Consider the following 15,202-nt stretch of genomic DNA (forward strand, 5'->3'; position numbering starts at 1 on the left):
TTCCTCGGGACGGTTCCTCTCGCGTTTCTAGGCACGAACCTTGGGGCTAGGGTTTCGGTCCGCACCCCTTCACAATGGTCCCCGTCTGCGGCCATGAATGATCGACAGCCCTACGAACACCTGGGCGTGCAGCTCTACACGCTCCGTGAGGCAATGGCGGCGGATGTCGACGCCACGCTCGCCAGGGTTGCAGAGATCGGGTACGCCGAGGTCGAGTTCGCCGGCCTCCACGGAGTCAGCGCGAGTGGGATGCGAGCGAAGCTCGACCGCGAAGGACTCTCGGCGACGTCGAGTCACGTTGGAATGGATCTTGTCCGGAGTCGGTGGTCAGAGACGTTGGATGTCGCTCAGACGCTGGGACAAAAATTGATCGTGGTGCCGGATGTTCCGAGTGACGAGCGCTCCGCCGAGCGACTCGTCCGAGTCGCGGATGACTTCAATCGCGCTGGAGAGGCTGCGGCCGCGGTTGGCATCCGCCTCGGCTATCACAACCATGCCTGGGAGTTCGAGCCGCTGGCGGACGGCCGGTTGCCGATGGATCTCCTGCTCGACCACACTGAGCCCGACCTGATCGACTGGCAGATGGACGTGTTCTGGACGGTCCAGGGTGGCGCGGACCCTCTGGCTCAACTCGCCAGACGTGCCGGGCGGGTGCGCTCAATACACGTAAAGGATCGCTCGCCCAGTGGAGACATGGTCGACGTCGGAGATGGGGTGATCGACTACCACCGGATCATCCCGGAGGGAGAACGCCACGGACTCGAACACGTGTACGTGGAGCATGACTGGCCCGACGATCCGTTCGACAGCGTACTGAGGAGCTATCGCCACTTGACGGAGGGCCGTGGACCGACCCCGTTAGCACCTCTGCCCGGTGTGTCTCGTGATCCTTTTGAGGAGCGGATTGCATGAGGAGAAAGGCACAGCAGGACTATGATGTCATCGTGGTCGGTTCGGGTGCCGCTGGTGGCATGTGTGCCTACGTGCTGGCTTGCCAGGGCGTGAAGGTTCTCATGCTCGAAGCAGGTCGCGACTACGACCCGGTCTCGGAGACGCCGATGTTCCAGACTCCCGCAGACGCCCCTCTTCGGGCGGCGGGCACGGCTGAGAAACCGTTCGGATTCTATGACGCTACGGTGGATGGAGGCTGGCGTGTACCGGGAGAGCCCTACTCCAGCGCCGAAGGGACCGACTTCATGTGGTGGCGTGCCCGGATGCTCGGTGGCAGGACGAATCACTGGGGACGTATCTCGCTACGGATGGGTGAGTATGACTACAAGCCATACTCTCGAGATGGCCTCGGCTTCGATTGGCCAATGTCCTACCAGGACGTGGAGCCTTACTACGACAAGACAGAGATGCTCGTCGGAGTGTACGGTTCGAACGAGGGACTCGAGAATACGCCGAACTCTTCGCCTGGTGTTCTTCAGCCGCCCCCGGCGCCGCGTGCGGAAGAACTTCTGACGCAGAAAGTGTGCACGGATATCGATATTCCGGTAATTCCGGCCCATCTGGCGATCATGACGCAGCGCCAGGACGCGCAGCGCCTGGCGCAGGCGTTGTGGCCCGGGAATCCGCTCGCGCAGCGCGTGACTGCCGAATCGATGCTTTCCCGAGCGGCATGCTTCTATGCAACGCCATGCGGCAGGGGTTGTTCGATCAAGGCCAACTTCCAGTCCCCGACGGTGCTGATCCCGCCGGCTGTCGCCACGGGTAATCTCGACATCCTGACCGACGCGATGGTCCGTGAGATCACGGTGGATTCGGCCGGTCGCGCCAATGGCGTGCACTACGTCGATAAGCACACGAGACTCGACGAACATGTGAGTGCCCGAGTGGTGGTCCTTGCAGCCAGTGCGTGCGAGTCTGCGCGTATCATGCTGAACTCGACTAGCGGGGCGTTCCCCGATGGTATCGGGAACGGCAGCGGACTGGTTGGGAAGTACGTAATGGACACGGTGGGCGCGGGTGTGTCGGGTCAAATCCCGACCCTAGAGAACATGCCGCCCCACAACGCGGACGGTGCTTCCGCGATGCACCTGTACATGCCCTGGTGGCTGTATCAGGAGCAGGCGCGCGGACAGCTCGACTTCGCGCGTGGATATCACGTCGAGTTCGGCGGTGGCCGGCGAATGCCCGGGTACGGTGCGTTCGGAGGTATCGAGCCTCTCACGCAGGGCTCATACGGGCACCAGTTCAAGGAGGATTGCCGCAGGTACTACGGGTCTTTCATGTCCTTCAACGGCCGGGGCGAGATGATCCCGAACGAAGATTCCTACTGCGAGATCGACTCGGATGGGGTCGATCAGTTCGGTATCCCGACCCTCAAGTTCCACTGGAAGTGGTCGGATCACGAGCTGAACCAGGCCCGACACATGCAGCATACCTTCGCCGGAATCATCGATGCGATGGGAGGGCAGGTGCTTAGCACGGTCCAGGAAGACGGAGCCAACGCAATCGCGCGACCCGGCCAGATTATCCATGAGGTCGGCGGCGTGATCATGGGGGACGACCCGTCGCGCTCGGTGCTCAACGAGTTCTGTCAGTCTTGGGAGGTCGACAACCTGTTCGTTACCGATGGCGGCTGCTTCGCCTCGAATGCCGACAAGAATCCGACTCTGTCCATCATGGCGATTGCGTGGCGAGCGTCGGACTACATCGCGCAGCAACTCGGCCAGAGGAGCATTGGATGAGTGGGCTGGACCGTAAGGATCGATCGCTGCCGATTCTCGGCCAAGATCCACCGCTGGAATCGCTTCTCCCGATGGATCGGCGTCAGGCGCTCAAGGTCATGGCGATCGCTGCCGCGGCGCCTGGGCTCGGGAGTTGTTCGCCAGGAGAGGCGGGGAGCGCTGCAGGAGATGCGTCCTCTGTTCCGAATCCGACGAGTAATCCATTGGCCGCTGGCACTGCGTGGGATCCCGATCTCGTCGCACCGTCGGTGCCGTGGGAGCGGGTTCTCCTAGATGACGAACTGCAGTCCCTTGCTGCGTTGTGCGATGTAATCATTCCGGAGGACGATCGGTCTCCATCCGCCAGTCAGATTGGTGCTCATGACTTCATCGACGAGTGGGTGAGTGCTCCGTACGATGGGCACCGGCGAGAACTCGTCACGATTCGGGGCGGACTCGCCTGGATAGACCGTGAGGCGGTGAGTCGCTTCGGGACCGGACTGCGCTTTCGCGACCTGAGCTCTCAGCAGAAGCGCGCGATCTGTGACGACATCTGCTATCAGCCGGACGTTGCGGCTGGATTCGAGGTTGGCGCGCGCTTCTTCGATCGAGTCAGAGACCTAACGTCCACGGCGTTCTGGACGACACAGGCGGGCATGGACGACCTCCAGTATATCGGCAACGTGCCGCTTCCTCAGTGGGACCCACCTCCGCCGGAAGTGCTGCGGCATATCGGCATCGAGTAGATGGCTCCCCATCGCATGATCGACCCTCCATACCCCCGCGGCATATGACTAAGAACGGATCCTCTTCGGCGACCATATCAGCCGCGCCTCCCGTGAATGCGGACAAGCTCTTTCTGGGCAGCTGCATCGCGCTCATCGCGACGTCCGTGGCCTTTGCCACTGTCGGTGCGGTGATGCTCGCACTCAAACGCGACTTTGTTCTGACCAATGAAGAGGTTGGCTGGATCGGAGGCGCTGCGCTCTGGGGCTTCGCGTTGTCGCAGCTTGTCTTCGCGCCACTAGCAGACTCGATCGGGATGAGGGCGCTCCTGCGCTTCTCCTTCGTTGGGCACCTCGCGGGGGCCTTGATCATGATCTTCGCTGATGGATTCTCGACGCTGTTCGCCGGCGCGCTGATCATTGCGATGGCGAACGGACTCGTCGAGGCGGCGTGTAACCCGCTGGTCGCGGCACTTTATCCAGATAACAAGACGGTGAAGTTGAACCAGTTCCACGTCTGGTTCCCCGGCGGGGCGGTCATTGGAGGCCTGGCGGCGTTCGGGCTCGACGCTGCAGGCGTTGGCGGGTGGCAGATCAAGATCGGGCTCATCCTCATTCCCACGCTGGCGTACGGCGCGATGCTGCTGCGCGAGCCGTTTCCTGCGACGGAAGGTGCTGATGCGGGCGTGAGCATAGCTGAGAGCTTCAAGGCCGCGTTCACCACGCCCTTCATGTGGGTGATGCTCATTGCCATGGCGATGACGGCTTCCGTAGAGCTCGGGCCGAACCGATGGGTTCCCGCAGTCTTACAGGCTGGTGGTGTCGCCGGAATCCTTGTCCTCGTCTGGATTAGTGGACTCATGGCGGTGCTGCGCTACCGAGCGGGTGCCGTGGTTCACAAGTTGTCTCCCACCGGGCTGCTTCTCGCGTCGTCGGTCGTCTCGGGAGTTGGGCTTGCCGCCCTCAGCTACGCGAGCGGCGTGGTCGCTACGTTCGGCGCCGCGACAGTATTCGCGGTTGGGGTCTGTTACTTCTGGCCGACGATGCTGGGCGTGGTCTCGGAGCGAGTTCCCCGATCGGGTGCGCTTGGGCTCGGGCTCATGGGCACGGTGGGCATGGCCACAGTCGGTCTGGTGACCGCGCCTCAGATGGGCCGGATTGCCGACGAATACGCCCACGCGGAGCTGCCCGTCGAGCAGACTGTCATGCTTTTTCAGCGGGCGGAGCGACTCTTGGCGCCACGGAGCGACTCTGACGCCCAGGCGACGAAGGACGCGATGACCGTCGTCGCTCGGGCATATCAGGCCGAGGGCTCTCTCCCGTCTCCCGAGACCTCCAATGCGCTCCGCACGATGATTGCGTCGGACACCGACGAGGGGCTGGTGGGCGAGGCTCAGGCGATCCTTGGCCCGGCTGACAACTATGGAGGCAGGGTTTCCTTCCGATACGTCGTCCCGTTGTGCGCGATGCTCGCCCTGATATTCCTGGGTCTTTACACGGCTGATAAGCGGGCGGGCGGCTATCGCGTCGAGTCGATCGCCGACGCCTAATGAAGATTCGATACGGACAGGTTGGAGGTGGGCCGGGTGCGTTCATCGGAGCGGTCCACCGCATGGCCGCTTCGCTCGACGGTTGCTACGAACTGGTGGCCGGGTGCTTCTCGTCGGACGCCGCTCGAACAGCTGAGACAGGGTCCGCGCTCGGGCTCGATCCAAGCCGGGTTTACGACTCGTTCGAGACGATGGCCGCAGCGGAAAGTGCGCTGCCTGCGGAAGAGCGCATCCAGGTGGTCTCGATCGTAACCCCGAACGATCTCCACCATCCTGTGGCGAAGGTGTTCATGGAGTGCGGCATCCATGTCGTCTGCGACAAGCCCATGACGACGACTCTTGTAGATGCGGAGGAGCTGTGCCGGCTCGCAGCCACGTCGGGCCTGATTTTCGCCGTCACACACAACTACACAGGCTACCCGATTGTGAAGGAAGCTCGGGCCAGGGTCGCGGCAGGAGATCTCGGTGAGTTGAGAAAAGTCGTGGTGGAATACAGCCAGGGCTGGCTCCGGACGCTCCTCGAGGCCGAAGGGCACAAACAGGCTGAATGGCGAGGTGACCCAGACCGTGCGGGCGTGTCCTCGGCGCTCGGCGATATCGGTTCCCATGCGCACAATCTTGTCCGGTACGTAACAGGGCTAGAGGTCCAGCAACTGTTCGCGGACCTCGGTACGGTCGTCGCGGGTCGTATCCTCGAAGACGACGCGACGGTCTTGCTCGAGCTACAGGGAGGGGTGCGCGCGGTCCTTATGGCGTCTCAGATCTCTACGGGTGAGCGGAATCATCTTCGGCTGCGTGTCTACGGAAGTGATGGTGGCCTCGACTGGTCGCAGGAGGACCCGAACCGCCTTCGCCTGATCGAGGCAGATGGGTCTGAGCGGATCATTTATCGGGGAGCCGGCGCGACCTCCGTAGCGGCACGGGATGCTTCACGCCTGCCGGGCGGGCATCCTGAGGGATTCATAGAGGCGTTCGCGAACGTCTATCGAGGCGTCGCTGCCGTGGTTCGGGGAGACGCTTCGGGACAGAATACGTCGAGCCCGGCCCCCGGCGTCTGTGATTTTCCGACCGCTCAGGACGGCGCCCATGGCGTCCACTTCATTCACAAAGCCGTCGAGAGCAACCGCGCCCGTGCGTGGGTCGACGCCAGCTACTCGCCTCCCTCATGAGTGAACCGATGCGCCGACCCGTGACGCTCTTTACTGGACAGTGGGCAGACCTCCCGCTGGCCGCACTCGCGGAAAAGGCGGCCGATTGGGGATACGACGGCCTCGAGCTTGCCTGCTGGGGAGACCACTTCGACGTCGTTCGCGCCGCGGACGACCCGAGCTACTGCGTGGCCAAGCGTGAGTTGCTTGCTTCGCACGGACTGGATGTGTTCGCGATCAGCAACCATCTGGTCGGGCAGGCAGTGTGCGACCCGATCGATGCACGCCATCAGTCGATTCTTCCAGCGCACGTGTGGGGCGATGGAGAGCCGGAAGGCGTCCGAACCCGCGCGGCCGAGGAAATGAAATGCACGGCGCGCGCCGCTGAAAACCTCGGTGTACCGGTGGTGAATGGATTCACAGGCAGCTCGATCTGGCACCTGTTTTACTCGTTTCCGCCCGTGACTGAACCAATGATCGACGCTGGATTTCGTGACTTTGCCGACCGGTGGAACCCGATTCTCGATGCCTTTGATGAAGCGGGTGTGCGGTTCGCGCTCGAGGTGCACCCGACGGAGATCGCATTCGATTCGGTCACGGCGGCTCGTGCGCTCGAGGTGCTGGGCCACCGTGAGGCGTTTGGATTCAACTACGACCCGAGTCACCTCGCGTATCAGGGTGTGGACTGCGTCGACTTTGTCCAGCGCTTCGGTGATCGGATCTATCACGCGCACATGAAGGACGTATGGTGGTCGCACAAGCCGATGCCTTCAGGTGTATTCGGGGGGCATCTGCCGTTTGGACACCGCGATCGATACTGGGACTTCCGATCTCTGGGTCGTGGCTACGTACCGTTCGAAGAGGTCATCCGTGCGCTGAATCGGTCCGGGTACGACGGCCCATTGTCGGTTGAGTGGGAAGACTCCGGCATGGATCGGGAGCATGGTGCCGCGGAAGCCTGCGCTTTCGTTCGGGACCTCGATTTTCCCACGTCGCAAGCGGCGTTCGACGTGGCTTTTTCCGAGGACTAGCAACGAGAACCGGGCGGCCCATCGCCGCGTTGCTACTGGCGCGTGGCAGGGCTCAGCCAGAGAATCACCGTCCCATCCCACAAGATCCGAATCCTGGAACGAACATGTCGTACCGCCGCCTGCTGGTTCCAAGCCTCGGCGCACTCGCGTGCGTCGCCTTTACCGTGCCTCCTGTCGCTGCGCAGACTCTCGACGAGACTTGGTCCGGCGCGCTTCGATGGCGTCCGATCGGTCCGGCGAACATGTCCGGGCGCGTAACTGACGTAGAAGGGCTTCCGAGCCCCTCCAAGACCTTCTATGTCGCGGCTGCGGCAGGCGGGATCTGGAAGACCACGAACAACGGGACGACGTTCCGTCCGATCTTCGACAACGAGCGCGTTGTGGCTATGGGGGACCTCGCGATTGCCCCCAGCGATCATCAGCAGATCTGGGCCGGGACGGGTGAGGAGGACTCCCGCAACTCGATTTCCCCTGGCGGCGGCATCTATAAGTCGATGGACGGCGGGATTACTTGGGAACTCAAAGGTCTTGAAGCGACCGAACATATTGGTCGCATCCAGGTTCATCCGACCAATCCGGACATCGTATACGTCGCGGCGCTCGGAGCCCTGTGGCGGTCGAACCCGGAGCGCGGCCTGTATCGCACGCGCGACGGTGGCGACTCATGGGAGCTCGTGAACTTCGTCAGCGACCGGGCAGGCTTTGTCGATGTGAAGCTCCATCCGTCGGATCCCGACATCATCTTTGCTACGAGCTGGGAGCGGGATCGGGGCCCTTACTACCTGCAGAGTGGCGGATCAGGCAGCGCCCTCTGGAAGAGCACCGACGGCGGTGACAACTGGGACGAGGTGGAGGGGAACGGGATTCCAGAAACACTGCTCGGAAAGATGAACGTGGCCTTTGCGCCGAGTTCACCCGACGTGCTGTACCTAATGGTCGAAGCCGCGGCACCTGAGGACTCCGATGATGACAACCTGAATGGGTTGTACCGGTCTGACGACGGCGGCGACAGCTGGACCATGATGAACGACTACAACTCTCGCCCCTTCTACTATTCCGAAGTTGCGGTCGACCCATCGGATCCCGACCGCGTCTACTTTTCATCGCTCCGCTTCTCGGAGGACGGCGGGACGACGATGCGGAACATGGCGCAGGGCGTTCATGTCGATTTTCACGCGATCTGGATCGACCCCAATGACCCTGACCGCATGGTCCTCGGAAATGATGGCGGCATCGCGATGAGCTTCGATCGCGGCGGAAATTTCAGTTTTCCGAATACGTTCGCGATCGGACAGTTCTACAACATCAGCTATGACATGGGGATGCCGTACCGGGTGTGCGGCGGCCTCCAGGACAACTACACGTGGTGCGGACCCAGCCGGAAGGCGAGCGGTGGAATCACCAGTCACGACTGGTTTCAGGTCAGCGGCGGAGACGGCTTCGTATCGCAGCAGGACCCGCGGGATCCCAATCGCGTCTACTCCGAGTCGCAGGGCGGCAACATGGGTCGCTCCTATCTCGCGAGCGGTGAGCGCCAAAGCTTTGGCCGGCCGAGCTGGCAGGACTCATATCGGGTCTTCCAGGATTCGATTGCGATGGTCTGGCCGGACAGCACTCAGCCGATGCCGAATGAGCACAGCGCGCGCATTGCGGACCTGCAAGCTCGGGCGACCGCAGACTCGGTGAGTCTCCAGCTTCGTTACAACTGGAACACTCCGTTCTTCCTTTCACCTCACAATCCGGACGTCATCTATGCGGCGGCGAACCGTGTAATGAAGTCGGATTGGCGTGGTGACGATCTCTATCTGATCTCCGGAGATCTCACTCGGGCAGATGCGGAGAAGATCCAGATCAGCACGACGACGACCGGTGGAATCACGCCTGATGCGACCGGCGCGGAGACATTCGCGACGATCGTGTCGCTGGCGGAGTCCTTCGTGCAGCCAGGGGTTCTTTATGCGGGCACCGATGACGGGAATCTCTGGGTGTCGTCAAATGACGGGGACAGCTGGACTGATCTCACGGCTGCGACGATCTCACTCGTTCCTGATGGCACGTATGTCAGCCGTATAGAGCCATCGCACCACGATGCCGGGCGTGTCTACGTCACGTACGACAATCATCGCCGCGGCGACTTCATGCCGTATGTCCTCGTCTCGGACGATGGCGGTAGCAGCTTCCGCTCGATCTCGAGCAATCTGCCCACCGGCAAGCCGGACTTCGCGCATGTCGTTCGGGAAGACGTCGTGAATCCGAATCTGCTCTTTGTCGGCACTGATGTGGGCGCCTACATGTCGCTCGATCGCGGCGGATCGTGGGAGCGGTTCATGACCGGACTGCCGACCGTTCCGGTTCACGATCTGCAGATTCACCCCCGGGAAGGCGAGATCATTGCCGGAACGCACGGGCGCTCTATCTGGATCGCTGACATCAAGCCGCTACAGCAGTATGCACAGGCGGTGGTCGACGCCGATGCCCACCTTTTTGCTCCCGCCGAGGCGTATCAGTTCGGTACGGCGAAGACGGGCGGAGAGTTCACTGCCCAAGCGTACTTTCAGGTGGCGAGCCCGGGTTACGGTGCTGAGTTCACGTACTGGCTCGGACAAGACGCGGAAGAGGCCGACCTCAAAGTCACGGATGGCGACGGCAACGAGATGTGGTCGCAGAGCGTGGCGAGCACCCGAGGCATGCACTCGGCCCGCTGGGGGCTTCGGGGAGAACCCGCGCCGATCGATAAATCGCCATCCGAGGTGCGTGACAGCATCGCGATCGACGCGCGCCTGTTAGCGGTGGCAGACTCTCTCATCGAAGAGGGTGAGGAGTCGGATGCCGTCGAGGAGGCCGTCGAGTCGTTGCGGAATCAGCAGGGTGGTGGCGGACGCGGTTTTGGCGGTGGCGGTGGTGCCGGGCTTCCGTTCACGGATGACGGAGTCTTCATCGAGCGTCCCGCGGAGGGCGGCGAAGTGGACGCTGGCGGCGGAGGTGGCGATGCGGCTCCAGCCAACCTTCAGGATCGCATCCAGAACCTGGTGAAGCCGCCACAGGGTAGACGCAGGGGACGACGGGGCGGTGGAGGCGGTTTCTTCCCCGGACGTACGGAGCCGGCCCAGATGGCCGCACCCGGCCAGTACACTGTGACACTCACGGTCGACGGCACCGACTACACCCAGATGCTGGATCTCAGCTGGGCACTCACGGCGCCGTCACGCTGAGCCCGAGCGGCGGGTGCTGCCTTGCCTGAAATAGAAAATGGCCCCGCAGCGCTGATAGCGTTGCGGGGCCATTTCTGTGTCGCCCGGACCGGCCTGTCGTCCGTGATGTGGTCCCAGGCAAGTTCGGGTACACCGTTCGCGTCAACCCGCGTCGATACCCGCTTCACTCAACACGCCCTGCAGTGAATCCGTAAGCACGTTGTGCCCCCGGATCGTTTCTCGGCACGATGTCTCGGCAATGCGGAGACGCTGCTCCCGCTTTTCCCATGAGGCGACCGAGTCGTTGTAGCTGTCGAATACCTCCAGGTACGCGGGGTATCGTTCTGCCGGGACCCCTCTGCCGTTCATCGTCTCGAAAGAGTCCACGAGATTTCGGAGTGAGTCGATCGTGACGCCCAGGTCCAGCAGGGATGCTTCGCTGGTCTGAAGGGAGCCCTGGCATCGATCGGACGAGATTCGCGCTCGGTGGAGGTCATCTCTCAGGCGATTGATCTCAGCCTTGGTGCGTTCGCGCTCGATGACCCGGTCGGCGCCCGTCACCACTAATACTGCGATCGCGAGTCCGCCTGCTCCGAACAGGGCAAACTTGAGCGGAGGGTTCAATCACCGTCTCCCACTGTGAAGCTGAACATCATTCCGGCGTGAAGGTGTTCAGCGATGTGGCAGTGTACCATCCATTCGCCCGGGTTGGACATTTCGATGAGCACGTCCATGGTCGAGCCGACCGGAACGATCGCAGTGTCTTTCCAGACCAGGTTCTCGTTCTCGACCCCGTCCATGGAGAGAACCAGGAAGCGCTGGCCGTGAACGTGAATCGGGTGGTTCATGGGGTGGAAGGAGTCGGGAGTGTTGTAGACCCGGACCTTCACTACCTCGCCGACTTCGAAACTCCAGTCGATCTCCCCGTTCTCGGCGCCTGTCTGACGATCCTTCAGGATCCACGTGACCTGCTCCGCCGTGGAGAGCCAGTTCATCATGGGCATCGCGTCATTCCACTCCATGGGTGGCACGTACAGCGTGTCTGCTTCCATGGAGAGAACGATGGATTGAGGCAGGTTCTGTACCCGCACCGTCGTCTCGAGCTCGTAGTCCGGTGCTCGTCCGAAGTAGGGGCGGAAGGTGTCGATATCCTCCACAACCGCAGTGTGTTCTCGCAGTTCGTCGAAGGCGCCTGAAATCGCAGGGTCCGCTTGGGTGTCCGAGACCGTGACGACCGAAAGTGTGTCGACAGACGGGTAGAATTCACCCCGGGAGTGGTTGATCGCCTGAACCGTATTGGCGATCACGACTTCACCAGCCTCCTCGAAACGCACGTCGACCACGTATCGCTCAGCGGGCGCGATGACGACGGACCCTACCCATTGCTCGCGCTCGAATCGACTGACGTCGGAAGCCACGACCTTCACCCGGGCTCCCCCGAAGGTCACGTTGAAGGTGCGTGAATTGGCGACGTTCGTGAGGTAGAAGCGGACGACCTCTCCACGGTCAGCGGTGAGGCGATAGTCGGTCTCTCCGTTCACCATCATGACGTTGCCGAATCGGCCCATGAGCGCGTGTGTCGGAGCCCGGTCACCCCACGGTAGCGCGCCCTGATCGTCGATGAGCATGTCGTCGAGCACGAAAACTTCTTCGCGGTGCGCGGGTCCGTAGTAGTCGGGGTCGGGCGACGTGACCAAAAGATTGCCGAAAAGTCCAAGGTCCTGCTGGACGTCCTCTCGGACATGTGGGTGATACCAGTACATGCCGGCGTCGGGTACATGCACTTCGTAGGTAAAACTGTCGCCCCGGTCGATCGCTTCCTGTGTCACCCCGGGTACGCCGTCGAACTGGTTGTCGAGTCGGACGCCGTGCCAGTGAATCGTCGTCGGCATCTCGATGTCGTTGGTCACTCGCACCACAATCGTGGCGTCCTTCGGTGCCTGAATCAGAGGGCCCGGATACTGGCCGTTGTAGCCGAACATGATCATCTCATGTCCCTCAATGGTTCGACGTACGGTGGAGACGAAGATGTCGAGGGTGTCCATGTCAGCCAGCGCTACGACCTCGGATGGACGAGCCTCTGGGAGCATGGCCGGGTCCATGCCCAGCCCTGGCATGAAGGGGCCGACTATCGGGACCGTGCCTTCTAGGCCCGGGAGCATGGGCATTTCCATATCCATGGGGACCATGCGCCACCCACTGCCCATGCCCATGTCGTGGGTGTCGTGTTGAGCGCGCGCTGATGAGGGAAGAATGACAGCGGCGAGCAGAACACTAAGCAGTGGTGCACCGATTGCTCGGACCCGTACGCGTTGGTTCGGTCGCTTCATCGAGATGGATTCCTCTCAGTGTCCTGTTCAAGGGTGCCGTCGGTCGCGAATCTAACTCGCCTCATCATTCAGAACTCGTGAAGGTTGTTGGAGTCCCCGAAAGTGGGCAAGACGGCCTCGGCTCTCATTCATGACATCACCCACCGCTGAAAATGTCTCGACAGGTCCGCGCTATCTGCCGGCGCTTGTCCTGCTATTCGTGGGGAGCGGCTGCGCGGCCCTCATCTATGAGGTCGTCTGGTTTCAGATGCTTCAGCTCGTTGTCGGCTCGACCGGTGTTTCGCTGGGCGTCCTGCTGGGTGCGTTCATGGGAGGCATGTGTCTGGGGAGCCTCGCGTTGCCTCGCTATGTGTCCGCCGAGAAGAATCCACTGCGGGTTTACGCCGCGCTCGAACTGGTTATCGGAGCGCTGGCGATCATCCTTTTGGGTATGATCCCGCTCGTGGGCGGTGCGTATCTGGCGGTCGTCCCGTCTGGGACCGCCAGTGTCCTATTCCGGGCTATGGTGGCTGGGTTGTTGTTGCTGCCGCCTACCATGCTGATGGGCGCCACGCTTCCAGCGATCGCACGATCGGTGGAGGCGACGCCGGCCGGCGTTTCATGGATGGGCTTCTTCTACGGGGGTAATATCGCGGGTGCCGTGGTAGGGTGCCTGCTCGCGGGCTTCTACCTGCTTCGTACGTACGATGTCGTGATCGCGACATTCGCGGGCGTCGGAATCAACTTGCTGGTCGCGGCTCTCGCATACTGGCTCTCCCACAAGACGGATGGGTTGCCTGAGACCACACCTGCCCCGCTCGCAGTTTCCCACGTTGCCAGCCCGTCGTTGGCTAACCAGAGGCATAGAGCACTTCTCGTGGCGATCGGGATGTCCGGTTTCGTAGCGCTTGGATCGGAGGTCGTCTGGACCCGATTGATGGCGCTTATGCTGGGCGCGACCACCTATACCTTCTCGATCATTCTGGCGGTGTTTCTCGCAGCTCTCGGGGTTGGCAGCGCAGTGGGTTCCTTCACGTCGCGACACGCGTCGAGCCCGCGCGTTCTTCTGGGTCTTTGTCAGGCCGGGGCGATGCTCGGCATTGTCTGGACCGCACACGCACTCACCGAGCAGCTACCCTTCTGGCCCATCAACCCGTCGCTTGCGACGGACCCGGGCTTCGTCTTTCAGCTCGACCTAGCGCGCGCACTCTGGGCACTCGTGCCGGCTCCCTTATTCTGGGGCGCCAGCTTCCCCCTCGCCGTGGCTGCTGCCGCGGAGGAGGGCCAGGACCCGGCTTTCCTCGTTGGTCGTATCTACGCCGCCAACACAGTCGGCGCGATCCTTGGAGCGCTCGCATTCGGGGTCGTGGTGGTGTCCACGATTGGTACGCAAAACGCACAGCGGGTACTCGCAGTCACCGCGCTGCTCTCGACGCTCGTCCTCTTGGCACCGATCCGAGGTCGAGCGAGGGCGGGGGCTGTAGTAGCTGCGCTACTCGCCATACTGCTCGTTCCTGGCATCGGCCCAGTCCCGGAACTGCTTGTTTCCTACGGCCGGTATGCGGCGACGTACGATCCGGTGAACGCTCTGTATGTCGGGGAGGGTCGGAACTCGACTATCGCCGTGACCGAGCTAGATGGTGGGATCCGAAATCTGCACGTCGGGGGAAAGATCGTGGCCTCGACCGAACCCCAGGACATGCGTCTCCAGGGAATGCTCGGGCATCTGACCGCACTCCTGCACGAGGATCCGAAGAGTGTTCTCATCGTCGGGTTTGGAGCCGGGGTCACCGCAGGCACATTCGTGACCCATCCGGGGATCGACCGCATCGTCATCGCCGAGATCGAGCCGCTCGTCGTCGAACAATCCTCGGCCTACTTCAGGGATGCCAACAACGACGTCCTAGCTGACCCGCGGGTGGAGGTCGTCTTTGACGATGCACGCCACTTCCTTCAGACGACGGACGAGACCTTCGACCTGATTACGTCCGACCCGATTCACCCGTGGATGAAGGGCGCGGCCGCTCTCTACAGCGAGGAGTACTTCGAACTCGTCGGTGAGCACTTGAACGAGGGCGGCGTGATCACGCAGTGGGTGCCTCTATACGAGAGCACTGAGGCCGCGGTGAAGAGCGAGATGGCCACCTTCTTCGAGGTGTTCCCCGACGGGTCGGTGTGGAGCAACACCTATCAGGGTGGCGGCTATGACGTGGTTATGGCCGCGCGGAAGGGAGGCCTCACTATTGACCTCCATCGCTTTGCGGATCGTCTGATGTCACCGGATCACTCGTACGTCGCGATGGATCTGGCGGAGGCTGGTTTCTCCCGGACGCTCGATGTCCTTGGCACGTATGGTGGGAGCGCCGACGACCTCATCGGCTGGTTGTCCGACGCGGAACTCAACCGAGACAAGAGCCTTCGGCTGATGTACCTCGCGGGCCTAGGGCTCAACCAGTACTCGGCATCCACGATCTACTCGGACCTGCTCGAGTATCGGACTTTTCCTCAGGGGATGTTCCGGGGTGATCCGCAGAGGGTGGCGATACTCCGTGACCAGATGGGCTTCCGCTAGCGCG

The 15,202-nt window shown here is 62.1% G+C and carries 10 protein-coding genes; 8 read left to right on the forward strand and 2 right to left on the reverse strand.

The window, feature by feature from the left end:
- The first annotated feature begins 93 nt into the window (after nucleotides 1-93).
- From OSA81_01390 to OSA81_01420, 7 genes are all read left to right on the forward strand, one after another.
- A complete protein-coding gene (locus OSA81_01390; protein ID MDE0897647.1) occupies nucleotides 94-912 on the forward strand; it encodes a sugar phosphate isomerase/epimerase in 819 nt (272 codons plus the stop codon).
- Complete coding sequence (locus tag OSA81_01395; GenBank protein ID MDE0897648.1) at nucleotides 909-2,693, forward strand: GMC family oxidoreductase; 1,785 nt, start codon at nucleotides 909-911, stop codon at nucleotides 2,691-2,693. Before OSA81_01390 ends, OSA81_01395 begins: the two co-directional genes overlap by 4 nt.
- Nucleotides 2,690-3,418 carry a gluconate 2-dehydrogenase subunit 3 family protein gene (locus OSA81_01400; GenBank protein ID MDE0897649.1) on the forward strand — a complete coding sequence of 243 codons (729 nt, stop codon included), beginning with the start codon at nucleotides 2,690-2,692 and terminating at the stop codon, nucleotides 3,416-3,418. The genes OSA81_01395 and OSA81_01400 overlap by 4 nt, the downstream gene beginning before the upstream one ends.
- Nucleotides 3,419-3,462: 44 nt before the next feature.
- The gene (locus OSA81_01405) at nucleotides 3,463-4,947 is read left to right on the forward strand and encodes an MFS transporter (GenBank protein MDE0897650.1); all 1,485 of its coding nucleotides are present in this window, start codon (nucleotides 3,463-3,465) and stop codon (nucleotides 4,945-4,947) included.
- On the forward strand, nucleotides 4,947-6,116 hold the full coding sequence (locus OSA81_01410; GenBank protein MDE0897651.1) for a Gfo/Idh/MocA family oxidoreductase: 1,170 nt from the start codon (nucleotides 4,947-4,949) through the stop codon (nucleotides 6,114-6,116). The genes OSA81_01405 and OSA81_01410 overlap by 1 nt, the downstream gene beginning before the upstream one ends.
- Before the next feature lie 8 nt (nucleotides 6,117-6,124).
- Nucleotides 6,125-7,126 carry a sugar phosphate isomerase/epimerase gene (locus OSA81_01415; GenBank protein MDE0897652.1) on the forward strand — a complete coding sequence of 334 codons (1,002 nt, stop codon included), beginning with the start codon at nucleotides 6,125-6,127 and terminating at the stop codon, nucleotides 7,124-7,126.
- A 104-nt stretch (nucleotides 7,127-7,230) separates the two neighbouring features.
- Nucleotides 7,231-10,338 carry a hypothetical protein gene (locus OSA81_01420; GenBank protein MDE0897653.1) on the forward strand — a complete coding sequence of 1,036 codons (3,108 nt, stop codon included), beginning with the start codon at nucleotides 7,231-7,233 and terminating at the stop codon, nucleotides 10,336-10,338.
- Nucleotides 10,339-10,479: 141 nt separating this feature from the next.
- Here the strand turns inward: OSA81_01420 and OSA81_01425 are convergent, their stop codons facing one another.
- Entirely contained in the window at nucleotides 10,480-10,941 is a 462-nt protein-coding gene (locus tag OSA81_01425; protein ID MDE0897654.1) for a hypothetical protein, read from the reverse strand.
- Complete coding sequence (locus tag OSA81_01430) at nucleotides 10,938-12,647, reverse strand: multicopper oxidase family protein (GenBank protein ID MDE0897655.1); 1,710 nt, start codon at nucleotides 12,645-12,647, stop codon at nucleotides 10,938-10,940. The genes OSA81_01425 and OSA81_01430 overlap by 4 nt, the downstream gene beginning before the upstream one ends.
- 130 nt (nucleotides 12,648-12,777) lie before the next feature.
- Here OSA81_01430 and OSA81_01435 point away from each other — a divergent pair, with 130 nt between their 5' ends.
- Nucleotides 12,778-15,198, forward strand: coding sequence for a fused MFS/spermidine synthase (locus OSA81_01435; GenBank protein MDE0897656.1), 2,421 nt, complete (start codon nucleotides 12,778-12,780; stop codon nucleotides 15,196-15,198).
- Nucleotides 15,199-15,202 lie beyond the last annotated feature (4 nt).

The organism is Longimicrobiales bacterium (assembly GCA_028823235.1).
Classification (GTDB): domain Bacteria; phylum Gemmatimonadota; class Gemmatimonadetes; order Longimicrobiales; family Gaopeijiaceae; genus UBA2589.

Coding starts and splice junctions, on each gene's coding strand:
- OSA81_01395 (MDE0897648.1), top strand. CDS start 909: ATGAGGAGAAAGGCACAGCAGGACTATGATGTCATCGTGGTCGGTTCG.
- OSA81_01415 (MDE0897652.1), top strand. CDS start 6,125: ATGCGCCGACCCGTGACGCTCTTTACTGGACAGTGGGCAGACCTCCCG.
- OSA81_01405 (MDE0897650.1), top strand. CDS start 3,463: ATGACTAAGAACGGATCCTCTTCGGCGACCATATCAGCCGCGCCTCCC.
- OSA81_01400 (MDE0897649.1), top strand. CDS start 2,690: ATGAGTGGGCTGGACCGTAAGGATCGATCGCTGCCGATTCTCGGCCAA.
- OSA81_01435 (MDE0897656.1), top strand. CDS start 12,778: ATGACATCACCCACCGCTGAAAATGTCTCGACAGGTCCGCGCTATCTG.
- OSA81_01430 (MDE0897655.1), bottom strand. CDS start 12,647: ATGAAGCGACCGAACCAACGCGTACGGGTCCGAGCAATCGGTGCACCA.
- OSA81_01420 (MDE0897653.1), top strand. CDS start 7,231: ATGTCGTACCGCCGCCTGCTGGTTCCAAGCCTCGGCGCACTCGCGTGC.
- OSA81_01390 (MDE0897647.1), top strand. CDS start 94: ATGAATGATCGACAGCCCTACGAACACCTGGGCGTGCAGCTCTACACG.
- OSA81_01410 (MDE0897651.1), top strand. CDS start 4,947: ATGAAGATTCGATACGGACAGGTTGGAGGTGGGCCGGGTGCGTTCATC.